The 24,958-nt window shown below is 72.3% G+C and carries 23 protein-coding genes; 18 read left to right on the top strand and 5 right to left on the bottom strand.

Translation table 11 applies throughout. The features are described 5' to 3' along the window. Positions 1 to 34: 34 nt before the first annotated feature. Entirely contained in the window at positions 35 to 1,309 is a 1,275-nt protein-coding gene (locus ACZ7DE_RS02120; protein WP_470756953.1) for an amino acid deaminase, read from the bottom strand. 172 nt (positions 1,310 to 1,481) lie between these two features. Here ACZ7DE_RS02120 and ACZ7DE_RS02115 point away from each other — a divergent pair, with 172 nt between their 5' ends. The 4 genes from ACZ7DE_RS02115 (at position 1,482) to ACZ7DE_RS02100 (ending at position 4,591) form a co-directional block, all read left to right on the top strand. Then, complete coding sequence (locus tag ACZ7DE_RS02115; protein WP_470757940.1) at positions 1,482 to 2,522, top strand: sugar kinase; 1,041 nt, start codon at positions 1,482 to 1,484, stop codon at positions 2,520 to 2,522. Beyond that, positions 2,519 to 3,313: an IclR family transcriptional regulator gene (locus ACZ7DE_RS02110; RefSeq protein WP_470756951.1), complete on the top strand. Its 795-nt coding sequence runs from the start codon at positions 2,519 to 2,521 to the stop codon at positions 3,311 to 3,313. The genes ACZ7DE_RS02115 and ACZ7DE_RS02110 overlap by 4 nt, the downstream gene beginning before the upstream one ends. A 7-nt stretch (positions 3,314 to 3,320) precedes the next feature. Beyond that, a complete protein-coding gene (locus tag ACZ7DE_RS02105; protein WP_470756950.1) occupies positions 3,321 to 3,731 on the top strand; it encodes a RidA family protein in 411 nt (136 codons plus the stop codon). 185 nt (positions 3,732 to 3,916) lie between these two features. Beyond that, the gene (locus tag ACZ7DE_RS02100; protein ID WP_470756948.1) at positions 3,917 to 4,591 is read left to right on the top strand and encodes a hypothetical protein; all 675 of its coding nucleotides are present in this window, start codon (positions 3,917 to 3,919) and stop codon (positions 4,589 to 4,591) included. Here ACZ7DE_RS02100 and ACZ7DE_RS02095 read toward each other — a convergent pair whose 3' ends face one another. After that, positions 4,592 to 5,962 carry a M14 family metallopeptidase gene (locus tag ACZ7DE_RS02095; RefSeq protein ID WP_470756946.1) on the bottom strand — a complete coding sequence of 457 codons (1,371 nt, stop codon included), beginning with the start codon at positions 5,960 to 5,962 and terminating at the stop codon, positions 4,592 to 4,594. It abuts the gene before it with no gap. Positions 5,963 to 6,281: 319 nt separating this feature from the next. On the opposite strand from ACZ7DE_RS02095, the gene ACZ7DE_RS02090 reads away from it, so the two are divergent. The 4 genes from ACZ7DE_RS02090 to ACZ7DE_RS02075 all read left to right on the top strand — a co-directional run bounded on the left by ACZ7DE_RS02090 (position 6,282) and on the right by ACZ7DE_RS02075 (position 12,100). Continuing rightward, complete coding sequence (locus ACZ7DE_RS02090; RefSeq protein ID WP_470756944.1) at positions 6,282 to 9,086, top strand: LuxR C-terminal-related transcriptional regulator; 2,805 nt, start codon at positions 6,282 to 6,284, stop codon at positions 9,084 to 9,086. 71 nt (positions 9,087 to 9,157) lie between these two features. Then, positions 9,158 to 10,063 carry an anti-sigma factor RsbA family regulatory protein gene (locus ACZ7DE_RS02085; protein WP_470756942.1) on the top strand — a complete coding sequence of 302 codons (906 nt, stop codon included), beginning with the start codon at positions 9,158 to 9,160 and terminating at the stop codon, positions 10,061 to 10,063. Between the two features lie 85 nt (positions 10,064 to 10,148). Next, on the top strand, positions 10,149 to 10,640 hold the full coding sequence (locus ACZ7DE_RS02080) for an ATP-binding protein (protein ID WP_470756940.1): 492 nt from the start codon (positions 10,149 to 10,151) through the stop codon (positions 10,638 to 10,640). Between the two features lie 107 nt (positions 10,641 to 10,747). Then, positions 10,748 to 12,100: an Nramp family divalent metal transporter gene (locus ACZ7DE_RS02075; RefSeq protein ID WP_470756939.1), complete on the top strand. Its 1,353-nt coding sequence runs from the start codon at positions 10,748 to 10,750 to the stop codon at positions 12,098 to 12,100. Positions 12,101 to 12,219: 119 nt separating this feature from the next. On the opposite strand, the gene ACZ7DE_RS02070 is transcribed toward ACZ7DE_RS02075, so the two are convergent. Further along, positions 12,220 to 13,491: a hypothetical protein gene (locus tag ACZ7DE_RS02070; protein WP_470756937.1), complete on the bottom strand. Its 1,272-nt coding sequence runs from the start codon at positions 13,489 to 13,491 to the stop codon at positions 12,220 to 12,222. Between the two features lie 217 nt (positions 13,492 to 13,708). Further along, positions 13,709 to 14,221: a SigE family RNA polymerase sigma factor gene (locus ACZ7DE_RS02065; protein WP_470756935.1), complete on the bottom strand. Its 513-nt coding sequence runs from the start codon at positions 14,219 to 14,221 to the stop codon at positions 13,709 to 13,711. Positions 14,222 to 14,341: 120 nt separating this feature from the next. Between ACZ7DE_RS02065 and ACZ7DE_RS02060 the strand changes: the two genes are divergently transcribed. Together ACZ7DE_RS02060 and ACZ7DE_RS02055 are read left to right on the top strand one after the other, a co-directional pair. Continuing rightward, positions 14,342 to 14,731 (top strand): hypothetical protein, encoded by a 390-nt coding sequence (locus tag ACZ7DE_RS02060; RefSeq protein ID WP_470756933.1) that lies wholly within the window; start codon positions 14,342 to 14,344, stop codon positions 14,729 to 14,731. A gap of 178 nt (positions 14,732 to 14,909) precedes the next feature. After that, on the top strand, positions 14,910 to 15,827 hold the full coding sequence (locus ACZ7DE_RS02055) for a class I SAM-dependent methyltransferase (RefSeq protein ID WP_470756931.1): 918 nt from the start codon (positions 14,910 to 14,912) through the stop codon (positions 15,825 to 15,827). A 126-nt stretch (positions 15,828 to 15,953) separates the two neighbouring features. Here the strand turns inward: ACZ7DE_RS02055 and ACZ7DE_RS02050 are convergent, their stop codons facing one another. Continuing rightward, positions 15,954 to 17,651: a chitinase gene (locus tag ACZ7DE_RS02050; protein ID WP_470756929.1), complete on the bottom strand. Its 1,698-nt coding sequence runs from the start codon at positions 17,649 to 17,651 to the stop codon at positions 15,954 to 15,956. 250 nt (positions 17,652 to 17,901) lie between these two features. On the opposite strand from ACZ7DE_RS02050, the gene ACZ7DE_RS02045 reads away from it, so the two are divergent. The 8 genes from ACZ7DE_RS02045 (at position 17,902) to ACZ7DE_RS02010 (ending at position 24,820) form a co-directional block, all read left to right on the top strand. After that, entirely contained in the window at positions 17,902 to 18,771 is an 870-nt protein-coding gene (locus ACZ7DE_RS02045; RefSeq protein WP_470756927.1) for a hypothetical protein, read from the top strand. Between the two features lie 76 nt (positions 18,772 to 18,847). After that, entirely contained in the window at positions 18,848 to 19,555 is a 708-nt protein-coding gene (cpaB, locus tag ACZ7DE_RS02040) for a Flp pilus assembly protein CpaB (RefSeq protein ID WP_470756925.1), read from the top strand. Between the two features lie 13 nt (positions 19,556 to 19,568). After that, entirely contained in the window at positions 19,569 to 20,825 is a 1,257-nt protein-coding gene (locus tag ACZ7DE_RS02035) for an AAA family ATPase (protein ID WP_470756923.1), read from the top strand. 1 nt (position 20,826) lies between these two features. Further along, positions 20,827 to 21,225 carry a TadE/TadG family type IV pilus assembly protein gene (locus ACZ7DE_RS02030; RefSeq protein WP_470756921.1) on the top strand — a complete coding sequence of 133 codons (399 nt, stop codon included), beginning with the start codon at positions 20,827 to 20,829 and terminating at the stop codon, positions 21,223 to 21,225. 1 nt (position 21,226) lies between these two features. Beyond that, positions 21,227 to 21,607 carry a TadE/TadG family type IV pilus assembly protein gene (locus ACZ7DE_RS02025; protein ID WP_470756919.1) on the top strand — a complete coding sequence of 127 codons (381 nt, stop codon included), beginning with the start codon at positions 21,227 to 21,229 and terminating at the stop codon, positions 21,605 to 21,607. 16 nt (positions 21,608 to 21,623) lie between these two features. Beyond that, entirely contained in the window at positions 21,624 to 22,958 is a 1,335-nt protein-coding gene (locus ACZ7DE_RS02020) for a CpaF family protein (protein WP_470756917.1), read from the top strand. A gap of 5 nt (positions 22,959 to 22,963) precedes the next feature. Further along, entirely contained in the window at positions 22,964 to 23,908 is a 945-nt protein-coding gene (locus ACZ7DE_RS02015; protein ID WP_470756915.1) for a type II secretion system F family protein, read from the top strand. Between the two features lie 24 nt (positions 23,909 to 23,932). Next, entirely contained in the window at positions 23,933 to 24,820 is an 888-nt protein-coding gene (locus ACZ7DE_RS02010) for a DUF5936 domain-containing protein (protein WP_470756913.1), read from the top strand. Positions 24,821 to 24,958: the final 138 nt, after the last annotated feature.

The raw sequence follows: 24,958 nt of genomic DNA, 5'->3' as shown, positions 1-24,958 counted from the left end.
GATCGGCCTCCAGGTCGGACGGTCGTCGGACGGGTCAGAAGAACGTACGGATGTAGTCGACGACCGTGCCGTCCGCCTCGGCCAGCGGGATCAGCGGCCACTTGTCGAAGGACGTGCACGGGTGCGACAGGCCCAGGCCGACCCAGTCGCCGACCTGGAGGTCCGCCTCGTCCGACGTGCCCAGCCAGGCGTGCTGGTCGGAGAGGGCGGTCACGCGCACGCCGGTGGCGGGGCGTTCCGCCCCGTCGCGGCGGACGGCCTGGGCCAAGGGCAGTCCGAGGTCGTAGGCGGCGTCGCGCTTGCCCGCGTTGACGAACGCCTGGCCGGGGGAGGGGCGGGAGACGACCTGGGTCCACAGCCGCAACGCGGGCTCCAGCGCGCCCTCCGCCGGGACCCGGTTGAACGGCGTGAGCTTGCGGTAGTGGCCGTCGTCGTGCGAGACGTACGCGCCCGAGCGCAGCAGCTTCAGCACCGGGAGGGACAGGTCGGGGATCTCCGCGAAGACGTCGGCGACCGCGTCGAACCAGGCGCTGCCGCCCGCGCTGACCACGATCTCCTCGGCGTCCGCGAACCGTCCCGCCGCGTCGAAGTCGGCGGCGAGGGCGACCAGAGCGCGCAGCCAGGCCTTCACCCGCGCCGGGTCGGCCTGCGGGACCTCGCCCTCATAGCCCGCGACCCCGACCAGCCGCAGGGTCGCGGCGGCGGCCACCGCGTCCGCGACCGCCGCGCAGCCCTGCGCCGTGCGGACGCCGGTGCGGGCTCCGTCGCCGGCGGCCAGTTCGACCACGACGTCCAGGGGGCGGCGCGCGCCGTCCAGGGCGGCGTCCATCAGCTCGACGCCGCGCACCGAGTCGACGTAGCAGACGAGGCGGAACGCGGGGTCGGCGTCGAGCTGGGCGGAGATCCAGCGCAGCGCGGCCGGGTCCACCAGTTCGTTGGCGAGGAAGACCCGCTGGACGCCGAAGGCGCGGGCGACCCGCACCTGGTGCGGGACCGCGAGGGTGATGCCCCAGGCGCCGTGGTCGATCTGCCGCTGGAAGAGCTGCGGGGCCATGGAGGTCTTGCCGTGCGGGGCGAAGGCGAGGCCGTGCCGGGTCGCGTACGTCTCCATGAGCGCGAGGTTGTGCTCCAGGCGCTCCGCCGAGAGGGCCAGCACCGGGGTCGCGAAGCCGCCGGTGAAGAGGTTGCGGCGCTGGGCGGCCAGCTCCCCGACGGTGAGGCCGTCGGCGTCCGGCGGCAGGCCCTTGAAGCGATGGTCGACGCGTTCCTCGGCCAGCCGGGCCAGCGCCGCGATCGCCTCGGTACTCATGGAACCTCCTGATCAGGCGCGTTGCACAGACCGCAACGTCCATTGCGTATGTCGCTCACTGCTGTCTAACATCTCGGCCAACGCGGGGTCAACGGAGCCTCCCCCAGCCTTCGGCCGGGGGGACCCCCATCCCGCTTCGCTCGCCCGCACCAGCACAGGAGCCATGACGATCGTGACCGTCACCGGGCCCTCCCACGCCCCCGACGCCGTGGACGTCGTCGCGCTCGGCGAGTCCATGGTCGCCTTCCTGCCCTCCCGGCCCGGCCGCCTCGCCGAGGTGCCGGCCTTCGACCGGGGCATCGGCGGCGCGGAGTCCAACGTGGTGTGCGCGCTGGCCGCCGCCGGACACCCCGTCCGCTGGGTCAGCCGGGTCGGGGCGGACGGCTTCGGCGACCACCTCGTCGACACCGTCGGCGCGTACGGCGTCGACGTGACCTGCGTCGACCGCGATCCCTCCCGCCCGACCGGCGTCTACTTCCGCACCGCCGGCGACCGGGCCACCCAAGCCCACGAGGTGGCCTACTACCGCGCGGGGTCCGCGGCCTCCGCGATGTCCGTCGACACCGTGGCCCTGGACGCCGTACGGGCCGGCCGGGTGCTGCACCTCACCGGGATCACCGCGGCCCTCTCCGCGGACTGCCTCGCCCTGCTCCGCGAGCTGACGGCCCCCCGGCCCGGCCGGCCCCTCGTCTCCTTCGACGTCAACCACCGGCCCCGGCTGTGGACGGACGGCAACGGCCCCCGGATCCTGCTCGAACTGGCCTGCGGCGCCGACCTGGTGTTCGTCGGCGAGGACGAGGCGGCCGAAGTGTGGGGTCTGGACGGCGTCGACGCCGTACGCGCCGCGCTCCCCGGCCCCCGGACGCTCGTCGTCAAGGAGGGGGCGCGGGGGGCGACCGTCTTCCACGATGGAGACGTCGTGCACGTCCCCGCCCCGCGCGTCGACGTCGTCGCCGCCGTCGGCGCGGGGGACGCCTTCGCCGCCGGGTTCCTCTCCGCCACCCTGCGCGGACTGCCCGTCCGTGACCGGCTGCGGCACGGACACCTCATGGCCGCCGCCGCCCTCACCGTCCCCGGCGACCTCGCCGTCCCCCCGTCCCGCGACCACGCCGACCGCCTCGCCGCGCTCGACGACACGGCGTGGGAGAGACTTCGACTCGGCCCCGGCTGGACGCAGGCCACGGCCGCACCGGAGGAGGCACGCACCCCATGAGCCAGACCGTCGACCGCGCCCTGAGCATCCTGCCGCTGCTCGCCGAGGGCCCCGCCGACCTCGGACAGGTCGCCGACCGCCTCGGGGTGCACAAGTCGACGGCCCTGCGGCTGCTGCGCACCCTCAACGAACACGGCCTCGTCTACCGCCAGTCCGACCAGCGCTACCGCCTCGGCGCCCGCCTCTTCGCCCTCGCCCAGGAGGCGATGGAGAACCTCGACGTCCGCGAGATCGCCCACCCCCACCTCACCCGGCTCAACGAGACCTGCGGACACACCGTCCACCTCGCCGTGTACGAGGAGGGCGAGGTCCTCTACATCGACAAGGTGGAGAGCCGCTACCCGGTGCGCATGTACTCGCGGATCGGCAAGCCGGTCGCCATCACGGTCGCCGCCGTCGCCAAGCTGCTCCTCGCCGACCTGCCCGAGCCCGAGCGGCGGGCGGCCGCCGAGAGCCTCGACTACCCCCTCTACACGGCCCGTTCGACCCCCGACGCCCCCGCCTTCCTGCGGGAGCTGGCAACGGTGCGCGAACAGGGCTGGGCCACCGACCTCGGTGGCCACGAGGAGTCCATCAACTGTGTAGCCGCTCCCGTCCGGGGCGCCGACGGCAGGGTGGTCGCCGCGATGTCGGTCTCCGCGCCGAACGTCGTCGTCACGGCCGACGAACTGCTCACCCTGCTCCCGCTGGTGCGCCGCACGGCGGACGCCGTCAGCGGCGAGTACTCCGGCAGGACCCCGATCGCACAAGCCGCAAAGGGACATCCCCGAGGAACGGCCGCAAAGGAATGAACGCCGCATGACCGAGAAGATTGCGCTCACCCCCAGCACCCACACCACCCCGCCCGCTAAGTTCTCGCACGGGGTGAGGAAGGGCAACATCCTCCAGGTGGCGGGTCAGGTCGGCTTCCTGCCCGCCGAGCCGGGCCGGCCCCCGGTCCCCGCCGGACCCACCCTGCGCGAGCAGACCCTGCAGACCCTCGCCAACGTCGGGGCGATCCTCGCCGAGGGCGGTGCGAGCTGGGACGACGTGATGATGGTCCGCGTCCATCTGACCGACACCGGTCATTTCGCCGAGTTCAACGAGCTGTACGACGCGTACTTCGAGGAGCAGTCCCTCACCGCCGCGCCGGCCGCCCGCACGACGGTCTACGTGGGCCTGCCGGCGGGCCTCCTGGTCGAGATCGACGCGCTCGCCGTCCTCGGCTGACACCCGGCCGCACCCGGCTGCCGGGGGTCCGGCCACGGCGGTCGCCCGCCACGGCGGCCGGGTTCGCCACGGCGGCCGTATTGAGCGTCTTCGTCAGGGTCTCTGTCGGATCGCCGTGCGGAACTCCCGTAACGAAGTAGGGGCTGGCTGTGTCCGGCACAGGATCTTCGACCATACTGCCCGCTGTGGAGCAGCGCATAGGTTCGAGCAGCCAGCCCCTGGAGGGCGCCGGATTCGACCCGGCATTCATCCCCGGGCTCACGTCGCCCGCGACCGCGAAGCCGGAGGACGGGACGCCGGCCGAGGACGAGGTCGTCGAGACCGAGGAGGTGAAGGCCGAGCAGGCGAAGGACGCGACGGCGAAGGACACGACGGCGCAGGACTCGGAGCCCGTCGCCGGGAAGTCCGCCGCTGAGAAGTCCGTCCCCGAGGAGACGGGGTCCCCCGCCGAGGGCGAGCCCTCCGACGGACCCGTCTTCGAGGCCTCCGACCGCCGTGCCAGGTTCACCGCCGACGCGCAGGGCGTCCGCCTCCGCCTCGACGAGGAGGCGTGCGAGTTCCGCTGGGACGAGATCGGCGCGATCGAGACGGAGTCGCCGCGCTTCGGCAAGCGGTTCACCATCACGGTCCACACCCCGGACCGCCGCTGGTACCCGATCGAGATCGAGGCGACGGCCCGGGCGCGCTTCAAGGAGTGGGAGGACCAGCTGGACGCGGTCCTCGACGCCTACTTCGAGGAAGGCGACGCCGAGGACACGGCCGTCGAGGCCGAGGACGCCGAAGCCGTTGACGCGGACGTCGAGGACGCGGACGTCAAGGACTCGGGGGCCAAGGACGCGGACGCCAAGGACGCCGGCTAGCTAGCTGCAGTACTGGGTCTGCTTCCCGATGGACCGGTACATGCAGTCCGCGTTCTCCAGAAGCTGCAGCACGGCGTCCCGGTTGCGGGAGGTCTCCCGCTCGATGACCTCGTCGGGCGGGTAGAACCCGCCTCCCGCGCTGGACGACGGGTACATCTCGAAGGTGTACGAGAAGATCTTCTGCGTGCCCCAGAGATAGTCGTCGATCGTGCCGTCCGTGATGTACAGGTCGCTGGACTGCTCGGCCGTGTACCCGTTGCTCGCGGCCATCTTCTGCCCGACGGCCTTGAACGCGGCGTTGTCGTCCGCGGTCATCCCGGTCGCCGTGTCGGAGTACGTGTACCCGAACGGCCACAGCACCAGCTGGCTGTAGGTGTGGAAGTCGATCCCTGCGGTGATCTGCTGCTTCCCGCCCACGACCCGGCTGCGCACGAAGTCGGCGACGACCTTCACCTCGGGAGCGGACTCGGCGGACGCGCCCCGGTAGGTCTCGGAGGACGTGGACCCCGAAGAGCCGCCGCAGCAGCCCCACTTGTAGTTCCAGTTCCGGTTGAGGTCCGTGCCGACGGACGAGGAGCCGGAGTTGGGCTGCCGGTTCTTGCGCCAGGAGCGGTAGGAGCCGGTGGCGATGTCGTACTCGCCGCCGTCCGGGTTGAGGTCGGGGACGATCCAGATCTCGCGGCCGTTGACCATGCCGGTGACACGTGAGTCGGTGCCGTAGCCGGCGCCCAGCTCGCGGATCAGGTACAGCGCCATCTCCACGGTGAGGTGCTCACGGGCGTGCTGGTGGTGGGTGAACAGCACCTCCGGCTCCGCCTCGTCGGTGGCCACGTTGTCGCTGATCTTGACGGCCACGATGTCCCGGCCCTGGTACGACTTGCCGATGACGCGCTTGCTCATGATGCCCGGGTAGGCGGCGATGCGCTGGTCGATCTCCGCCGTCATCTCGGCGTAGTTGTGGTACTTCCCGTCCGCGGACGGGAAGTCGAAGAGCCGCACGTCGTTCCCGGAGGACCGGTCCGGCGCCGAGCCCAGCGGGGAGACCTCGTACCCCTGCGAGCGCAGCTTCCCGATCTGAGCCGCGTGGCCGGAGACGACCACGCTCTCCTCGTCGGCCTCGTCGACGCTCACTCCGGACGCGGCGATCGCGGTGCGCAGTTGAGCGGTGCTGTGGTGGACGTGGATCTCGTACTGGCGGATGTCGTCGGCGGAGGGTGCCGCCTTCGGGGCGCTGCCCGCCGCCGCGTCGGTGACCGTGGCCGAGACCGGCGCCGCCAGGGCGAGGGCCAGCAGGGCGGCGAAGGCGGCGGTCCGACGGCCGCCGCGGGCGTTCGTGGCGCCGGCGCCTGAGCCGCGAATGCGAAGTCGCATGAACTCTCCTTGTGGGGAGTCGGGTCGTGGGGGGCTGTGCGCTTGCTCTGTGCGGCGGTGCGGGTGCCGCTCATCGTCGGGGCATGGCATGAGCAGGTCAATAGACGACAAACGGCTCATGGCCGGAAACACGCCAAAAACGGCGCGTGCCGGCCGCGGAGTGTATCCGCGGCCGCGCCCTTCGAAGCGATCCCCGGCGAAGTGCACTCGCGCGGGTGAGGCGAAGGTGCATATATGTACATCTCCGGGAAGGCTGGGGGACCGCGCACACGATCACGGACCACTGACCGAGGACCGCACCCCGGAGGACTGGCTGTTCATGGGCGGATCAGCGCCGCGCCGGGACTGTCGTCCGCCGGTGGAGACGACCAGCTTCGTCGACCGGCGGAGCGAACTCGCCGAAGGACGCGAGCTGTTGGCCAGGGCCCGGCTGGTCACCCTGACCGGCCCCGGAGGGGTCGGCAAGACCCGGCTGGCCGGCCGGATCGCCGCACGCGTGGAGCGGGCCTTCCCCGACGGCGTCCGCTTCGTGCACCTCTCCGGGCTGCACGACCCGACCCTGGTCCCCCTCGCCGTCGGCGATGCCCTGGACCTGCGCGACCATTCGGGACGCCCGGCGCTGGACGCGCTGGTGGAGCGTCTGCGAGAGCGCCGGGTCCTGCTCGTCCTCGACAACTGCGAGCACCTGCTCACGTCCTGCGCCACGCTGGCGGGCGCCGTCCTGCGGGGCACGACCGGCGTCCGGGTCCTCGCCACCAGCCGGCACCGCCTCGGCCTGACCGAGGAACACCTGATGGACGTGCGCCCGCTGCCCGTCCCCGACCCGGACGGCGACCTCGGCGCCGCCGACGGCTATCCGGCCCTCGCCCTGTTCGCCGACCGCGCGGCCGCCGTGGTCCCCGGCTTCCGCCTCACGGCGGCGAACCGGGCGTCGGTGGCCCGCCTCTGCCGCCGCCTGGACGGCCTCCCCCTCGCCATCGAACTGGCCGCCGTCCGCATGCGGGTCCTGGACGTCCCCCAGCTTCTGTCCCGCCTCGACGACCGATACCGCATCCTCACCACCGGCAGCCCCGCGGTCCCCCCGCGCCACCAGACCCTGCGGGCGGCCATCGACTGGAGCTACGAACTCTGCGACGAACAGGAGCAGCTGACCTGGTCCCGCCTCTCGATCCTGCCGGGCGCCTTCGACCTGCAGACGGCGGAGGCGGTGTGCGGGGGACCGGGGGACGACGTCGGATGCGCCCCGGCCGGTGCGGTGGGCCGCCGTCCGGCCGGCCGGGTCGCGGAGCCGGTCGACCCCGCGCCGCAGCAGGGCTGGAGGGCCGGCAGCGGTTCGCGGGACTGGGGGGCCGGCGGCGGTTCGCCGGGCCGGGAGGCGGAGCAGCCTGGCGGGGGCGAGGGGGCGGACCCCCTGGCTGCGGGACGGGCGGGAGCGGCCGGGGCGGACGACGGCGACGTCCTCGAAGCCGTCGCCGGTCTCGTCGACAAGTCCGTCCTGTGCCGGGAGACCGGCCCGGACGGCGGCGTGCGGTACCGCCTTCTGGACACACTGCGGCACTACGGCCTGGAGCGCCTCCGAGAGCGCCCGGGCGACGAGCACACGGCCAGAGTGCGGCACCGCGACTGGACGCAACGGCAGGCCGCTCGGGCCGAACAGCACTGGTTCGGCCCCGACCAGCCGGCCGTCGTCGCCCGCCTCCGCGCCGACCAGGACCACCTCCGCGCCGCCCTCGACTTCAGTCTCACCACTCCCGGCGAGACCCTCGCGGGCCTCCGCCTCGCCGGCACCCTCTGGTTCCACTGGCACGCCTGCGGAGCCCCCCGTGAGGGCCGCTACTGGCTGGACCGGGCCCTGGCGGCCAACCCCGAACCCACCCCCGAACGGGCCCGCGCCCTGTGGGTCGCCGCCCTTCTCGCCGGCTGCCCGGAAGACCTCACCCGAGGCCGTCGTCGCGCGGAACAGGCCCGCGACCTGGCCCGCAGGCTGGGCAACGCGGCGGAAGCTGCCCACGCCGACTACGTCGTGGGCGTCATCCTCCTCTTCAGCGACGACCTCACCGGGGCCCTCGAGCACTTCCGCGCGGGCGTCGCCCGCGGCCCGGTCCCCGGCGGGCACCTGAGCCTGGTCGGCCTCGACCGCGTCGAACTGGCCTGCGCGCTCGCCTTCCTGGGCCGGGCCGACGAAGCCATCGAGGTCTGCGAGCAGACCCGCCGGCTGTGCGCCGAGCACGGCGAGCGCTGGGTGCTGTCGTACGTGGAGCGGATCCTCGCCCTGGCCCACGGCGAACGCGGCGACTGGGCGCGGGCGGAGCGCCACGGCAGGGAGGCGCTCCGCCTCAAGCACGCCGTCCACGACGTCGTGGGCATGGGCCTCACCCTCGACCTGCTGGCCCGGATCGCGGCGGCCCGCGGCGCGCACGAACGGGCGGCCGTCCTCCTCGGCGGCGCCGACCGCGCCTGGGCGGACGTCGACCGAGACCGCTGGGGCTCGGCCTGCCTCAACTCCACCCGCCGCGACAGCGAGGAGCGCGTCCGGGCGGCGATCGGACGCGCCGCGTTCCGCCAGGCGTACGACCGCGGAGCCGCCCTGCCCCTCACGGACGTCATCGCCTTCGAGCTGAACGCGAACAGGGGCGTGCGCGGCGAGCGCAGGCCGAGGATCCGGACGGGGGCCGGCGCGGAGACCGGGGTGGAGACCGGGGCCGAGACCTGGACCGGGGCCGGGGCGGAGACCTGGACCGGCGGCGGGGCCGAGACCGGCGGCGGGGCCTGGGCAGGGTCCAGGGCCAGGGGGCGGACGAGGCCCGGTACCGAGCGGTCCCCTCTCCCACCCCGTCGGCGGACCGCCCACCCCGGCCCGGTCCCCGCGCGGCTCCCGGCCGCCCGTACCGCTCCAGCCGCGTCCACCCCCGCCGACGTCCCGCGCCCCGGCCCCGGCATCCGCCTCACCCGCCGCGAGGCGCAGGTCGCCGAACTCGTCGCCGAAGGCCTCGCCAACCAGCAGATCGCCGATCGCCTGGTGATCGCCCGGCGCACGGCCGAAGGACACGTCGAACGCATTCTCAGCAAGCTCGGCTTCAGCAACCGCAGCCAGATCGCCGCCTGGGTCACCGCCCAGCGCTGACACCCGCTCCCGCGCCGACACCGCCCGCGCAAGCGCCCGACCGACCGACCCGACCGACAGATGGGGGACCCATGACCGCCCGACCCGCCACCGCCCCAGGGACGTTCGACCACCGCATGTCCATCTCGGCCACCGACGAGTCCTTCCTCGCCGAGGCCCTGCCCTTCCTCGCCGAAGGCCTCGCCGCCCGCGAGGAGCCGCCGCCCCTCGCCATCGTCGCCCCCGACAAGCTGGACCTCCTGCGCGACGCCCTCGGCGCGGACGCCAAGGACGTCGGCCTTCTCGCGCACACCGACTGGTACACGGGCTCCGCCGCCAACGCCATCGCCCGGGCCGCCGGCCACCTCGCCGCGCACGCCGGTCCCGGCGGCCGCCTGCACCTCCTCATGGAACCGGTGTGGAACGGCAGGGCCGGCCGTTCGCCCCGCGAGAGCGCCGAGTGGATCCGCTACGAGGCCCTCGCCAACCTCCTCTTCGCCCCTACGGCGACCACGGCGATGTGCGTCTACGACACCCGTACCGCGGGCTCGGTCCTCATCGAGGCGGCCCGCCGCGCCCACCCCGACACGGGCGTGTACGAGGACCCCCTGCGCCTCGCGGCCGAGCTGGACGCCCTACCGCTGCCCCCGACCCCCGCCGACGCCGAGCACCTCGCCGACCCCGCCCCGGACGCCGTCCGCGCCTGGGCGTCCGACCGCGGACTGGGCGCCGCCGACGCGCGGTCGTTCGCCACGGCCGTCGCGGAGGCGGCGTCCCTCGGCCCGGTCATCGGCACCCTGCTGTGGGGCGAGGCCCCCGGCTGCGTCTGCGAACTGCTCCTGGCCCGCCGCCTCGACGACCCCCTCGTCGGCTTCGTCCCGCCGCCGGGCGCCGAACCGGCGCCCGGCCAGGGCCTGTGGTTCGCCCGCCAGGTGTGCGCCTACGTCGACGTACGCGAGGCGGGCGCCGGGACGACCGTACGCCTGCAGTACGTGTGAGCGCGGGTCCGCGGACCCCCTACAGGTACGGAATCGGGTAGTCCTCCCCGTACGCGGCCGGCCCCGGAGAGGACATGCTGATCCCATGCTGCGACTTTCCGGGGGACGCGCCCCCCTCCCGGACCCCCACCCCCAGTACGACGCCTACCCCCAACCGCCGATAGGAGCAGGCCACTCGAGCGTCGAGTACGAGCCCCGGCCCACCGCCGTCCGCGAGGCCCGCGCGCAGGTGCGCAGGCAACTGGAGGGCTGGGGGCTGGCGGACCGCGCGGAGCTGGCGGACACGGCCGAGCTGCTCGTCAGCGAACTCGCCACCCACGCCCTGCTGCGCCCGCACGGCCCGGCGGGCCCGGACGGGCCGCCCGCCGCGAGCCGCTTCCGCCTCACCCTGACCGCGGCGCACGGCATCCTGCGCTGCGAGGTGACCGACACGGGCCGGGGCGCGGCGAGCGGCGGCGGGATGTTCCTGGTGAAGGCCCTCGCCCGACGCTGGGGTTGCCACCGGGACGGTCGGCGCAGGACCGTGTGGTTCGAACTCACCACCTGCGACAACGACGGCTGCGGCAGACGGCGGTGACCGGTCGGTTCACCGCACGTCCGTGTCCGGCCGCAGGGTGAGCACATCGGGTGGAGATCGCGCACGCCCCCTTGCCGGACCGGCGTCTTTGGGCTTTCTTGACCTTCATGGCGGACACCACGGAACCCCCCACGGGAGACATCCCGCAGACCGAGGCTCCATCCGGCAGCGACGACGACCTCTCCCCCCGCACCTCCAGTTGGAGACACATCGGCCCCGGCATCGTGGTCGCGGCGACCGGCGTCGGCGCCGGCGACCTGGTGGCCACGCTCATCGCCGGGAGCAACTTCGGCTACACCCTGCTCTGGGCGGCGATCGTCGGCTGCCTGGTCAAGATCTCCCTCGCCGAGGCGGCCGGACGCTGGCACCTGTCCACCGGCCGCACCCTCTTCGACGGCTGGGCGAGTCTGGGCCGTTGGACGACGTGGTTCTTCGTCGTCTACGTGGTCGTCTGGGGCTTCGTCTACGGCGCGGCGGCGATGTCGTCGAGCGCGCTGCCGCTCCAGGCGCTGTTCCCGGACGTGATGGAGCTCGAGTGGTGGGCCATCGCCTGCGGCCTGGTGGGCCTGGTGTTCGTCTGGTTCAACAAGTACGCCGTCTTCGAGAAGGTCATGACCGTCCTGGTGGGCGTCATGTTCGTGGTCACGGTGTATCTGGCGATCCGCGTCACCCCGAACCTCGGCGACGCCTTCGCGGGCCTGCTGCCGGTCCTGCCGGACGAGAAGGACTCCGTTCTCAACACCCTCGGCCTGATCGGCGGCGTCGGCGGCACCATCACCCTGGCCGCGTACGGCTACTGGGTCAACGCCAAGGGCTGGACGAACACCGGGTGGATGAAGGTGATGCGGCTGGACAACCGGGTCGCCTACCTCACCACCGGCGTCTTCGTCGTCGCCATGCTGTTCGTCGGCGCGGAGCTGCTGCACTCCGCGAACGTGGCCATCGCGAGCGGCGACAAGGGGCTCGTCCAGCTGAGCGACATCCTGGAGGCGGAGTACGGCACGGCGACGGCCAAGTTCTTCCTGATCGGCTTCTTCGCCACCTCCTTCACCTCCCTCATCGGCGTCTGGCACGGCGTGAGCCTGATGTTCGCCGACTTCGTGGCCCGCTACCGCGGCCGGGGCGAGTCGGCGGGCGACGCCACCGGCACGGAGATCGCCTCCGGCGAGCGGGAACGCTCATGGCCCTTCCGGGCGTACCTGCTGTGGCTGACCTTCCCGCCGATCGTGCTGCTCTTCCAGGGCCAGCCGTTCCGCCTGGTCATCCTGTACGGCGTGCTCGGCGCGGCGTTCCTGCCGTTCCTGGCGGGCACGCTGCTGTGGCTGCTCAACACCTCCCGCACGCCCAGCAAGTGGCGCAACGGGCTGCTGAGCAACGCCATGCTGGTGCTGGCGGGGCTGCTGTTCCTGGTGCTGTGCGTGAAGCAGGTCTGGGACCAGCCGTGGTCGGAGTTCTTCTGATCCGCTGATCCGCTGATCCACTGCTCTGCCTGGTTCGCGCTCATCGGCCGAGGTCCCCGCCCTGCCCGTCGGCGTCCGAGACCGAGCCCGAGGGCCAGTCCATCCGAGTTCCCCGGCCGTCAGTCCTCGTGGCTCTGCCAGCGCGGGCTGAGCGCGATCGCCCGCAGTTGCTCGATCGTCAGGGCGGGCTTCGCGCGGGTCGCGGCCTTGTCCTGCGCCGAGGAGTTGAAGGCACTGACGACGACGCGCATGCCGTCCTTGCGCATCGTGTCGACGGTCCACATCACGACGCCCGCACCGCCCTTCTCACCCGGGCCCTGCGTCGTCGCGACGCGCGTTCCGTCGGAGAGGGTCTCCGCGTCGGGGCCGTACAGCTCGTCGGCGACGTCGGACATGCCCGGCTGCACGTTGACCTGGACCAGACTGCCGCCCCTTCCGTCGTCGACGACGAAGTAGCCGTACCCGGTCTCCTGGCGGCCGTTCGCGACGCGGTCCAGGCCCTTGGGCAGCAGGAGGCCGAGCTTGCGCAGAATGAGCCAGCCGGCCATCTCCGAGGGGCGGGCGGACGAACCGGGCGAGGCGGACGGGGAGACCGGCCTCCTCCGCTCGCCGGGCATGGCGTCGATGATCCGCCGCCACTCCGGGGCCGCGGCCAGCGCCTTCAACCGGGCCGTCGTCAGCGGGGGTTCGGGCCGGGTGACGGGCTTCCCCTTCTCCGCCGCGGCGTTCCACTCGACGACGCTCACATGGTGCCCGGCCGGGGTGATCAGATCCGCGCCCCACGACTTCAGGTTGTCGCGGTGGTCGGGATACTCGTACCCCTGGTAGACGGTGACGGCCGACCCGTCGGACAGGACCTCGGTCCTGCACGTGCCGATGCCCGACTGCAGTCCGTCCTGCGGGCAGGGCGTCACGGCGGCGGCCGGATCGATCTCGCCCGCGTCCGCCGGAATCCGGTCCAGGCCCACGCCGACGGACCCCTCGCCCTTGCCGTCGTCGAACACACCGACCGCCAGCGGCGGCAGTCTGTCGCCCGTGCCCCGCGCCGACGTCCTGGTGAAGTCGCCCTTCGGGAGCAGCCGTTGCAGCGTCCGGACGACGTCGTCGGCGGAGAAGGAGGTCTTGGCACTGCTGCCGGACGTGGCGAGGGAGGAGGGCTCCGGCGCGGACGCGCCGCCCCACGGTCCGAGCAGCGCCCCGCTCACCCCCACGAGCGCGAGGCCCGCCGTGCCCCCCGCGACCGCGGCCCGTCGTCGCAGCCGCATCCGGCGGCCCCGGGCCTGCCCGGCGGCGGTGAGCGAGGCGCCCGGACTGTCGAAGGCGCCGCCGGTCGCGTGCAGAGCGGCGGAGAGCTGCTCCTCGAAGGGATCGCTGTGCTGGTCGACGGGCATGGTGAACCACCGTTCTCCACGAGGGATGGATTGGGTAACAGACAGGGGCGCCACCGGCGGCCGGGGCGTTCAGGCCGTTCGGAGCAGTCAGGGCGTTCGGATCGGTTGGACCGGTTGGATCAGTCGGGGTGTTCGGGGCGTTCGGGTCGGTCGAGGCAGGCCCGGGCGGGCGCGGACACGCAGGCGAGCCGCAGACAGCCGGGGAAGCCCGGGCGGCTCAGGGTCTGGCGTACTCGCTCATGTCCTCGCCGAGCAGCTCCCGCAACCGCCCCAGCGCCCGGGAGCACCGCGTGCGCACCGCCGCCGAACTCGCGTTCATCGCACTGGCGGTCTCCTCGATCGAGCGGTCCTCCCAGTACCGCAGGACCACGACGGCCCGGTCCTTGGCGGGCAGCCGGCCCAGCGCCTGGAGCAGCGTCAGCCGCAACGGCATGTCGGCGCCGGTGCCGTCGGCCATGTCCGGGAGCGCCTCCACCGCCCGCTCGCGACTGCTGCGCCGCCGCTGGTGGGCGAGGAAGGTGCGGGTGAGGACGGTCTGCGCGTACCCGGCCGGGTTGTCGACCCGGGACACGCGGCTCCAGCGGAGGTACAGCCTGCCGAGGGTCTCCTGCACCAGATCCTCGGCGAGGTACGTGTCCCCGGCCGTGAGCAGACAAGCCGACCGGTACAGATGCCCGGTGCGCGCCGCCGCGAACTCGGCGTACTCGTCCGCGCGGGCGGCCTGCCTCATGAGTGTTCCCCCTGTGTCGGTCGGCGTGCTGTCCTCACCCCACTAATGCGGTGGGGGACGGGAAATGTTTCACGGGGGACCGAAAGTGGGCGCACAGGCGTCGCCGGGTAGGTTTCGCCTGTGACAAGCCAGCCGCCGCCACCGCCCTCCGTGCCGCCGGGCTTCGGCCCGCCCCCGCCGCAGTACGCCCCGCAGGCGGTCCCGCCACAGCCCGCGGCGCCGCTGGCCGGCCCGGAGTTCCTGGCGGTCGACAAGCACAACTCGGTGGTCGTCGACGTGTCGGGCGTCGCCTTCGAGATGTACGACATCACCGTCGACTTCCCCTGGCCCGAGATCCGCAGCATCCACTACAAGGCGAGCCCCAACGGCAAGGCCCTCATGGTCGCCGTGGTCCATCTGGACGGCAGGGTCTACGAGTGCGTGGTCACGGCGAAGCCGAAGGACCGGCTCCAGGCCTGGTTCGCCCAATTGGCCTGGGTCCTGGGGTACTACCGGCCGGCGGGTCACTAGGGCCCGTCTTCAAACGGGTCTTGCCCAGAGCGGAAACGACGCGAGATTGACCGCTGCTTCGTGGGAGGTAGCGGTCTGACCGATGGCTCAGCAAACACCTGAACGGACATCGGCGTGTCCGAGGTCGTCGAATGCCGCGTCGCTTAGTTTGATGCCTATGGGGAAAAGTCAGAATTCAGTGAGCGTTCGGCAGCAGGTCAAGCGCGCTGCCAAGCGCCAAGCGGTCGTTGCGAACATGGCCCTCTCCCGACTGGGAATCCTTGTCGCACCACGCCATTACTATTCCTCTGCTCCGGACCTGCGCGGTCTGGCGCAAACCCGTGAGCTGTGGCGTGCCCCTTCCAGTCTGCCCGGCCTGCACATCGATCTCGATGAACAGATGGCCTGGCTCGAGAAGGCATGCAAGCCGTTCGTCGATGAATACCGCGGAAACAGGGTGTTCGAGGAGTCGGGTGATCTCGGCCCGGGATATGGCTATATCGAGGCGCAGGCCCTGCACGGCATCCTGCGATCGCTGTGCCCCCGCCAGTACCTCGAAGTGGGCAGCGGAGTCTCCACGCACATCGCGCTCCGGGCACTCACCCGGAACGCCAAGGACGGTCGTCCGGGGACGGTGACCTGCATCGAGCCGTACCCGCGCGACTGGCTGTCCCGGGACGCCCGCGTTCACCTGCACCGCGTACCGGTCCAGAGCGTCGACCTGACGACGTTCACCTCCCTGACCGCGGGTGATGTGCTGTTCGTGGACTCGTCCCACGTGGTGAAACCTGGTTCGGACGTGAACTTCCTCGTTCTGGAGGTCTTCCCGCGTCTCGCACCGGGCGTCATTGTCCACGTTCACGACATCTACCTGCCGTACGACTATCAATGTGACCTGTTGGACAGCGTGTTGCACTGGGCGGAAACCTCGCTCGTGCGGGCCTTCCTGGCGAACAACAGCCGTGCCCGGATCCTCGCGTGCATGTCCCACCTGCACTATGAAAGGCCCGACGAGATGCGGGAGGTCTTCCCGGACTACCGGCCGGCGCCCCATCGTGACGGTCTCTTGGCCGGGGAGGGGCACTTCCCCGCTTCGCTGTGGTTCGAAGTCTGTTGATGCCCGATTTCTGCTCGATGCGTGCGCCGATGTAAACCCCGGCTCGCCGGGCGTTCGCAGTACACCCGGGTTCGCGGGAACGCCTCGAAGCCCGGAGGGCTTTCACGGCCCCCCGGGCCCCCGGGTCTACGGCAGGCCGTGGACGTGTGGGCCCACCGCCGATGACCAGGCGTTGCCCGCCGTCGCGTCCCAGTTCGTCGACCAGGTCATCGCGCCGCGCAGGTCGGGATAGGTCCTCGAGGGTTTGAAGGAGCCGCAGTTCGTGCCCTTCGTCAGGCAGTCCAGGGCGTTGGCGACCACGGTCGGGGAGACGTAGCCGCTGCCGGCGCCGCGAGTGGAGGCCGGCACGCCCAGGCCCACCTGGGAGGGGGCCAGGCCGCCCTCCAACTGGATGCAGGCGAGTGCCGTCAGGAAGTCCACCGAGCCCTGGCTGTAGACCTTGCCGTCGCAGCCCAGCATCGAACCGCTGTTGTAGTACTGCATGTTGACGACCGTGAGGATGTCCTTCACGTTCAGGGCGGTCTGGAAGTAGCCGTTCGACGTGGACTGCATGTCGATCGTCTGCGGGGCCATGGTCAGGATCAGGCCCGCTCCCGCCTTGGCGGACAACGAGCGCAGCGCCTGGGACATGTACGTCGCGTCGAGCCCGTTCTCCAGGTCGATGTCGACGCCGTCGAAGCCGTAGGTCTGCATCAGCGAGTACACGGAGTTCGCGAAGTTCGCCGCGGACGTCGCGTCGTTCACCGAGACCGTGCCGTTCTGGCCGCCCACCGAGACGACGACCTTCTTCCCGGCCGCCTGCTTCGCCCTGATGTCCGCCTTGAACCGGTCGACCGTGTAACCGCCCAGGGCGGCAGAGTCGAGGGTGAAGGTCACCGCGCCCGGCGTCGTCGTGGCGTCGGCGAACGCGACCGCGATGATGTCGTACTGGGCGGGCACGTCGGAGATGCGCTGGACGGTCGCGCCGTTGTCGAAGTTCTGCCAGTAGCCGGTCACGGCGTGCCGGGGGAGCGACCCGCCGCCCCCGCCCGTCGGCGCCGTCGTCGCGGTCACCGCCGCCGACTTCGCCGACTCGCCCGCCGCGTTGGTCGCCGTGACCTGGAAGCTGTACGACGTCGAGGCGCTCAGGCCGGTCACGGTCGCCGAGGTCCCTGTCACCGTCGCCGTCCTCGTGCCGCCGCGGTAGACGGAGTAGCCCGTGGCGCCGGACACCGCGTTCCAGGAGAGCGACACGGACGACGACGTCGTCCCGGAGACGGTGAGGCCGCCCGGGGCGCCCGGCACGGTCGGGGCCGGGTCGCCGCCTCCGCCGCCGTCGGGGCCGAACACCGACACGTCGTCGGCGTAGTAGGCCGCCTGGCCGTACCAGCCGTGCGTGTAGACCGTCACCGAGGTCGTCGACGCTCCGGTGGTGAAGGTCGTCGACAGCTGCTTCCAGGCCGACGAGTCCGGCGTCCAGGTCGAGACGTCCGTCGTGCCGGTGCCGGTCGCTCCCAGGTAGGTGTAGCCGCCCTGGACCCATGCGCTCAGCGTGTACGTCGAGTTGGGTTTCACCGCCACCGTCTGGCCGCACCTGGCGTTGTCCTGCCCGGCCGGCGTCGCCTTCAGCGCGGCCGTGCCGCCGTGCACGGGGGAGGAGACCGTGGTGCCGCTGGACGCCGAGCACGTCCAGCCGGTCAGGCCGGACTCGAAGCCGGCGTTCCTGGCGTTGTTCAGGTCCGTGGCGGACGCCTGAGCCGCGCCCGTCAGGGACAGGACGAGAGCGGCGGCGACGGCGCCCGCGGCTCCCGGCCAGAGTCGTGTCACTCGTTTAAGTGGGGACATGACAATAAGTTGGTCCAGACCAATTCTGTTGTCAAGAGGTCCGTCCGTGGAGGGCCGGTGGAGGTGACGGGCGCGTAACCTGCCCCGGTTTGCTGTGAGTTGCGCGAAGAAGAGTTGCCGGTCGGCTACGGAAAGCTGTTCTCCGGCCACAAGGGGCTGGATACAGTGCTGAGGTAGTCACGCAATGAAGTCACCCCGGTGCACCGGAGTAACGCCGGTGGGCCGGACCGCGGGAATCGGGGAGCTGCGCGTGCCAACAGCCATTGCCGTGACCGGAGCCGACCTGGCGCTGCCGCCCCAGGACGAACGCACCCTGCCCGCCACGGTCCTCGCCGACCTCGACCGGCAGCCGCTGGACCAGGCGCTCGCCGCCGTCCAGGCACTCGTCGAACAGTACGGCCATGTGATCGTCGTGTACTCCCATGGCGTGCCCGCCGCCGTGGAGCAGCGGCTGCACACGGTCCGCTCCCTCCTGGAGAGCGACCGCATCGCGCTCTTCCGCCCCGATCTGCCCCCGCTCGGAGTCGCCGTACTGGCCCGCCAGTTGCGACAGCTGGCCTCCTGCGACCTCGGACCCGGCGTCCTCGCCTCCGCGGGCCGGCTGCTCACCCACTACCTCCACGCGGGCGCGCTCCTCGGCTCGGTCGCCCGCCTCGACCGCGTGCCCGTCGTCGGCCTCAAGTCGCACGCCCGCTCCTGGGTTCCGGGCAGCCAGTTCGGCGTGCTCGCGCATCCTCAGGCGCAGTTGGTGAAGGCGACCCCCGAAACGACCCTGCCCGGACCCGAGTTCGGGACCTGGCTGCTGGTCGCGCGCGGTCAGCTGCAGTCCGACTGGGTCACCGACACCCTCGCCCCCGCCTGGCGGGTCCAGGGGCTGCGGGAGACGGCCCTGCCCGCCGAGTCCGCCGGCTGGTGGGGCACCGGCAAGGCGATCGAGTTCTGCGCCTACCTGCCCGATCTGTCGGTCCTCTACCAACTGGTCGCCTCGGTCCGGCAGAGCGTCTGCCACTGGTGCGGCATCGACGTCATCGGCGACCGCTGCGTCTTCTGCTCCGCGACCCCTCCGCCCGCCTCCGAACTGTCCGCCGGCGCCGTCCGCGCGCTCACCGCGGGCGGCTGATCCGCGTGGCCCGCACCGTGCCCCGCACTCCTGTTCCCGTCCGCTCGACCCGACCCCCGACGAGGTTGTACGGCCCATGAACTCCCGTCAGCGCCGCGGCGTGATTCTCCTGCTCCTGTCGGTGGTGTGCGCCCTGGGCGCGTTCGCCGGCGTCCTCTCCGTCATGGACGACGTGAAGTCCAAGGTCGGCCCCGAGGTCACCGCGTACGAGCTGCGCTCCGACGTGGCGCCGTACACCCCCCTGAGCGCGGACCAGTTCAAGAAGATCGAGATGCCGGAGCGCTGGCTGTCCGACAACGCCGTCACCGACCTCGCCGCCATCCGCGGCAAGATCGCCGTGACGACGCTCAAGGAGGGCTCCCTGCTGCAGAGCGACATGATCGTCGAGCAGCCCGCCCTGCAGCCGGGCCAGCAGGAGGTCGCGATCATGATCGACGCGGCCACCGGCGTCGCCGGCAAGATCACGCCGGGTTCGTCCGTCAACGTCTACGCCACCTTCGAGGGCGCCCGCGACGGCGACCCCGACCAGTCGAAGATCATCGTCACGAACGCGAGGGTCCTGGACGTGGGCGAGCTGACCGCCCTGAAGCCGGACGAGAAGAACCGCGGCCAGTCGCCCACCGACGCGGTCCCCATCACCTTCGCGCTGTCCACGCTCGACGCCCAGCGCATCACGTACGCGGAGTCGTTCGCCAAGCGCGTCCGCCTCGCCCTCGTCGCCCCCGGCGGCAGCGCCCCGGTCCCGGACCGGGACCGTACGTACGAACTCGCCACGGACAAGTGAGAGGCCGCCGCCCATGCCCACGAGGATCCTCCCGGCCGTCGGCGACGCGGACGCGGTCCGTTCCCTCACCACCCTGCTCAGCCAGCTGCCCGACGCCGAGCCCGTCGCCCCGGTCACCGACTCCACCCAGCTCGTGGACACCCTCGCCCGCCTCGCCGCCGAGTCCGTCGACGAACTGCCCGAGGTCGTCGTCGTCCACGAACGCATCGGCCCGGTGCCCGCACTGGAGCTGGTCCGCGAGGTCGCGCTGCGCTTCCCGGCGGTCGGCGTCATCCTCGTCACCACCGACGTCGGCCCCGGGCTCTTCGCCGCCGCCATGGACTCCGGCGCCCGCGGCCTGGTCACCCTGCCCCTGAGCTACGAGGACCTCGCCAGCCGCGTCCAGGCCGTCGCCCAGTGGTCGGTCGGCGTACGACGCCATCTCGGCCACGGCGGCGACGTGTTCACCGGGGTCGGCGGCACCGTCGTCACCGTCAGCGGCGCCAAAGGAGGCGTCGGCGCGACCCTCACGGCCGTCCAGCTCGCCCTCGCCGCCCAGGCGTCCGGCCGCACCACCGCCCTCGTCGACCTCGACCTGCAGGCCGGTGACGTCGCCTCCTACCTGGACGTCCAGTTCCGCCGCTCGGTCGTCGACCTCGCCGCGATCACCGACATCTCGCCCCGCATCCTCGCCGAGGCCGTCTTCCGCCACGAGACCGGCGTGGCGCTCCTGCTCGCCCCCGGCGAGGGCGAACGCGGCGAGGAGGTCACCGACCGCGCCGCCCGTCAGATCCTCACCGCCCTGCGCTCCCGCTACGAGGTCGTGGTCGTCGACTGCGGCGCCCAGCTGAGCGGCGCGGGGGCGGCGGCCGTCGAACTGGCCGAGCGCGCCCTGCTGGTCACCACCCCCGACGTGGTCGCCGTCCGCGGCGCCAAACGCACCGTCCGCATGTGGGACCGGCTGCAGATCCGCAAGGCCGAGGAGACGACCGTCGTCGTCAACCGGCACTCCCGCGCCACGGAGATCCAGCCCCCGCTCATCCAGAAGATCACCGGCACGGCCGTCGCCGCGACCGCGATCCCCGCCAACTTCAAGGAACTCCAGGCCGCGGTCGACGCCGGCCGCGTGCACGCCCTCGACGCCAAGGGCGCCGTCCGCCAGGCCCTGTGGGCGCTCGCCGGCGAGCTGGGACTGGTCAAGGCGCCGGAGACCGCCCTGGTGCGCAGGGGCGGCGGACGGGGGCGCGGCGCGGACCGCGGGCCGGCGGGGTTCCGGCGGCGGAGGGAGTGAGATGACCGCACGGCAGGCAAGGGCGTTCCTCGCACGCGACCGGGGCCAGGTCACCGTCGAGTTCCTCGGCGTGATCCCGACGATCATCGTGACCCTGGTGGTGGTGTGGCAGTTCGTGCTCATGGGATACACGTTCACCCTCGCGGGGAATGCTGCCGACGAGGCGGTGCGGGAGGGGACGGCGGCGCACCGGGGGGAGCGGCCGGCAGTGTGCGAGCAGGCGGGGACCGACAAGCTGCCCGACGCGTGGCAGGCGAACGCCGAGGTGACCTGCGGCGGCAGCGACTACGTGACGGCCGACGTCACCCTGCACGTCCCCGTCCTCCTCCCGGGCCTGATCGACTTCCCGTTCCCGGTGCGCGGTCACGCGGGCGCGGTCGAGGAAGAGGACGGCGACTGAGATGGCGTACCCGAGGCGACGACGGACCCGCGGGCGAGGGCACCGCGGCCGCGACCGGGGCCAGGCGGCCATCGAGTACCTGGGCTTCCTTCCCGTCCTCCTCGCCGTCGCGCTGGCCGCCGTACAGCTCGGCCTGATCGCGTACGCGGCGCAGCAGGCGGGGACGGCGGCGCGCACCGGCGCGCGCAGCGCCTCGCTGGACGAGGACTACGCGGGGGACTGCCAACAGGCGGTGAGCAGTTGGCTGGACGCGAGCTGCGAGCCCGCGTACACCGGCGACGAGGTGCGGGTCACCTCCACCGTCACCATCCCGTCCGTCATCCCCGGCATAGGGGACTTCGGCCAGGCCCACAAGACGGCCACGATGCCGGTCGACCACTGAGGGAAGGGCATCCGACATGAGCCTGCGGGCGCGCATCACCACCCCCGAGGAGAACGGGCGGGCCGAGGACGGCCATCTCGTCTCCTCCTACCGCGCCAAGCTGCTGGAGGAGATCGACCTCGCCGAGATGAGTTCGCTGGCGGCGGCCGAACGCCGGGCCCGCCTCGAACGGGTGCTGGGGCACATCATCAGCCGCGAGGGCCCGGTGCTGTCGACGGCGGAACGCGCGCAGCTGATCCGCCGGGTCGTCGACGAGGCGCTCGGCCTCGGCATCCTCGAGCCGCTGCTCGAGGACGCGTCCATCACCGAGATCATGGTGAACGGGCCGGACGCGATCTTCGTCGAGCGCGGCGGCCGGGTGGAGCAGCTCCCCCTGCGCTTCGCGTCGAACGACCAGCTCATGCAGACGATCGAACGCATCGTCTCGACGGTCAACCGGCGGGTGGACGAGACGAACCCGATGGTCGACGCCCGCCTCCCCTCCGGCGAACGCGTCAACGTGATCATCCCCCCGCTGTCGCTCAGCGGTCCCGTCCTCACCATCCGCCGTTTCCCCCGCTCCTTCACCCTGCACGAGCTGGTCGGCTTCGGCTCGCTGGACGAGCACATGCTGTACCTGCTGGCGGGCCTGGTGCAGGCGAAGTTCAACGTGATCGTCTCGGGCGCGACGGGCACCGGCAAGACCACGCTGCTGAACGCGCTCTCCGGCCTGATCCCGGACGGTGAACGCATCATCACCATCGAGGACTCGGCGGAACTGCAGCTCCAGCAGTCCCATGTGATCCGCCTGGAGTCCCGCCCCCCGAACGTGGAGGGCAACGGCCGCATCACCATCCGCGACCTGGTCCGCAACTCCCTGCGGATGCGCCCCGACCGGATCGTGGTCGGCGAGGTCCGCGGCGGCGAGTCGCTCGACATGCTCCAGGCGATGTCGACCGGCCACGACGGCTCCCTGGCCACCGTGCACGCCAACAGCGCGGAGGACGCCCTGATGCGGCTGCAGACCCTCGCCTCGATGTCGGAGGTCGAGATCCCCTTCGTCGCCCTCCACGACCAGATCAACAGCGCCGTGGACGTCATCATCCAGCTCACCCGGTTCGCCGACGGCGCCCGTCGCGTCACCGAGATCGCCCTCCTCGACAGCCACGGCGGGGAGCCGTACCGGCTGGCCACGATCGCCCGCTTCGACGCCCAGCCGATGACCGCCGACGGCCGCGTCCACGGCGCCTTCCAGTACTTCCCCCTCCCGCGCCGCACCGCGGACCGCCTGTACATGGCGAGCCAGCCCGTACCGCAGGCGTTCGGAGTGGCGCGAGCGGCACACGAACTGACGACACGGGAAGCCCGGTGACGCCGATGGACCTCGACACCCTGACCGCCCTCACCACCGGCGTGGCCCTGCTGACCTGCGTCCTGGCCGTCGTGGGCCTGCACGTCTACGGGCGCGGCCGGGCGCAGCGGGCGGAGCTGGTGGAGCGCCTGTCCCACACCGGTCAGCTCCCCGGCGGCGGCCGCCGACGCCGGTTCCGCGGCCTGGACCGACGGCTGCGCCGCACCCGGGCCGGCCGCAAGCTGGAGCTGCGGCTGGCGGCGACGGGCCTGGACGTGACGCCCGGCGAGTTCTTCGCCTGCATGCTGGCGACGGTGGCGGGCCTGTGGCTGATCGGCCAGGCCACCCTGGCCCCCTTCTTCGGCCCGCTGGCCGGCCTCCTGGGCATCTGGGCCGCCTGGCAGTTCCTCAACTGGCAGCGCCAGAAACGCATCGAGAAGTTCATCAACCAACTCCCCGAACTCGCCCGCATCCTGGCCAACGCCACCCACGCCGGACTGGCGCTGCGCACCGCCATCGGCATGGCCGCGGAAGAGCTGGAGGCGCCGGCCGGCGAGGAACTGGCCAAGGTGGCCAATCAGTTGGCGGTCGGTCACTCCATGGACGACGCCCTGGGCGAACTCGCCGACCGCCTCCCCTCCCGTGAACTGGTCGTCCTCGTCACCACACTGGTCCTGTCCAACCGCGCCGGCGGCCAGGTCGTCGGCGCCCTGCGCAACCTGACGGAGACGCTGGAGGAACGCAAGGAGACCCGGCGCGAGGTGCGCACGCAGTTGTCGCAGGTGAACACCACCGCCTACGCCGTGCCGGTGCTGGGGGTGGGCTCCCTCTTCCTGATGAACGGGGTCAAGGACGGCGCCCTGGAACGCATGACCGGATCGCCGGTCGGCCAGGGCGCCGTCATCATCGCCTTCGGCCTGTACGCGGTCGGCTTCGTCCTCATCCGCCGCATGTCCCGGATCGACGTCTGAGCGGCCCGGAAGGGAGCACGAATCATGGAACTGCTGCTCGCCACCGTGATGGGCCTCAGCGTCTGGGGCGCCTTCGCCGGGATCCGCATGTACCGGGCCGACGCCAAACTCCCCCCGGACCTGGCGCTGGCCCTGGAGGTCGGCGCGACCCGCACCGGCGCGGTCGACTCCCTCGTCGACCGCCTGGGCATGCGGTACGCGCCCGCCGTGTTGCGCCTCATGGGCCCGAAGCAGGTGGCCAAGTACCGCCGGAAGATAGACCTGGCGGGCAACCCGGGCGGCCTGACCCTCGACCGCTACGCGGCCCGCCGCGCGGTGTACGGCGCCCTGGGCGGGTTCGGCGGGCTGGTCTTCCTCCTCCAGGGCAGGATCGTGCTGGCTCTCGTGCTGTTCGCGTTCGCCGCGTTCTGGACCGAGGTCGGCATCTGGGCGGCGATCCGCATCCGCAAGGACGTGATCGAGCGGACCCTGCCGGACTTCCTCGACGTCCTCGCCGTCGTGGTCAGCGCGGGGCTGGGCTTCCGGCAGGCGCTCGGCCGGGTGGCGTCCAGGTACGAGGGGCCCTGGGCGGACGAGATCCGCATCACCCTGCGTCAGATGGACCTCGGCGTCAGCCGCCGCGAGGCCTTCGCCGAGCTGCGCCGCCGCAACGACTCCGAGCAGGTCGCCATGTTCGTCACGGCACTCCAGCAGGGCGAGGAACTGGGCGCGCCGATCGTGGACACGCTGGTCTCGATCGCCAAGGACATGCGCCGCACGGACGCCCAGAACGCCCGCCGCAAGGCGGCCAGGGCGGTGCCCCGGGCCACCTTGATGATCACCACGTTCATGGTCCCGGCCACCATGCTGCTGCTCGGCGCGGGCCTGCTGCTCGGCTCGGGCACGGACTTCAGCCCGCTCACGGGCGACTAGGCGGGCGGGGGACGGCGATGACGGCGACCACGAGGACACCCGGCGGCCTGCAGAGGCGACGCCCCGACCCACCGACGGCCCCGGCGCGGCCTGACCCGACGCGGCCTGACCCGGGACCGGTGCCTCCGGCGCGGCCGG

The sequence above is a fragment of the Streptomyces sp. NPDC037083 genome, assembly GCF_055606485.1.
The sequence above is the reverse complement of the archived record's forward strand: the minus strand, read 5'-3'. Positions and strand labels throughout refer to the sequence as shown.

What these genes read in the sequence shown, in the direction of transcription:
- ACZ7DE_RS02020 (WP_470756917.1), top strand. Translation starts at nt 21,624, where the DNA reads ATGAGCCTGCGGGCGCGCATCACCACCCCCGAGGAGAACGGGCGGGCC.
- ACZ7DE_RS02050 (WP_470756929.1), bottom strand. Translation starts at nt 17,651, where the DNA reads ATGTCCCCACTTAAACGAGTGACACGACTCTGGCCGGGAGCCGCGGGC.
- ACZ7DE_RS02030 (WP_470756921.1), top strand. Translation starts at nt 20,827, where the DNA reads ATGACCGCACGGCAGGCAAGGGCGTTCCTCGCACGCGACCGGGGCCAG.
- ACZ7DE_RS02070 (WP_470756937.1), bottom strand. Translation starts at nt 13,491, where the DNA reads ATGCCCGTCGACCAGCACAGCGATCCCTTCGAGGAGCAGCTCTCCGCC.
- ACZ7DE_RS02095 (WP_470756946.1), bottom strand. Translation starts at nt 5,962, where the DNA reads ATGCGACTTCGCATTCGCGGCTCAGGCGCCGGCGCCACGAACGCCCGC.
- ACZ7DE_RS02110 (WP_470756951.1), top strand. Translation starts at nt 2,519, where the DNA reads ATGAGCCAGACCGTCGACCGCGCCCTGAGCATCCTGCCGCTGCTCGCC.
- ACZ7DE_RS02010 (WP_470756913.1), top strand. Translation starts at nt 23,933, where the DNA reads ATGGAACTGCTGCTCGCCACCGTGATGGGCCTCAGCGTCTGGGGCGCC.
- ACZ7DE_RS02120 (WP_470756953.1), bottom strand. Translation starts at nt 1,309, where the DNA reads ATGAGTACCGAGGCGATCGCGGCGCTGGCCCGGCTGGCCGAGGAACGC.
- cpaB (WP_470756925.1), top strand. Translation starts at nt 18,848, where the DNA reads ATGAACTCCCGTCAGCGCCGCGGCGTGATTCTCCTGCTCCTGTCGGTG.
- ACZ7DE_RS02090 (WP_470756944.1), top strand. Translation starts at nt 6,282, where the DNA reads ATGGGCGGATCAGCGCCGCGCCGGGACTGTCGTCCGCCGGTGGAGACG.
- ACZ7DE_RS02015 (WP_470756915.1), top strand. Translation starts at nt 22,964, where the DNA reads ATGGACCTCGACACCCTGACCGCCCTCACCACCGGCGTGGCCCTGCTG.
- ACZ7DE_RS02080 (WP_470756940.1), top strand. Translation starts at nt 10,149, where the DNA reads ATGCTGCGACTTTCCGGGGGACGCGCCCCCCTCCCGGACCCCCACCCC.
- ACZ7DE_RS02035 (WP_470756923.1), top strand. Translation starts at nt 19,569, where the DNA reads ATGCCCACGAGGATCCTCCCGGCCGTCGGCGACGCGGACGCGGTCCGT.
- ACZ7DE_RS02065 (WP_470756935.1), bottom strand. Translation starts at nt 14,221, where the DNA reads ATGAGGCAGGCCGCCCGCGCGGACGAGTACGCCGAGTTCGCGGCGGCG.
- ACZ7DE_RS02105 (WP_470756950.1), top strand. Translation starts at nt 3,321, where the DNA reads ATGACCGAGAAGATTGCGCTCACCCCCAGCACCCACACCACCCCGCCC.
- ACZ7DE_RS02075 (WP_470756939.1), top strand. Translation starts at nt 10,748, where the DNA reads ATGGCGGACACCACGGAACCCCCCACGGGAGACATCCCGCAGACCGAG.
- ACZ7DE_RS02085 (WP_470756942.1), top strand. Translation starts at nt 9,158, where the DNA reads ATGACCGCCCGACCCGCCACCGCCCCAGGGACGTTCGACCACCGCATG.
- ACZ7DE_RS02025 (WP_470756919.1), top strand. Translation starts at nt 21,227, where the DNA reads ATGGCGTACCCGAGGCGACGACGGACCCGCGGGCGAGGGCACCGCGGC.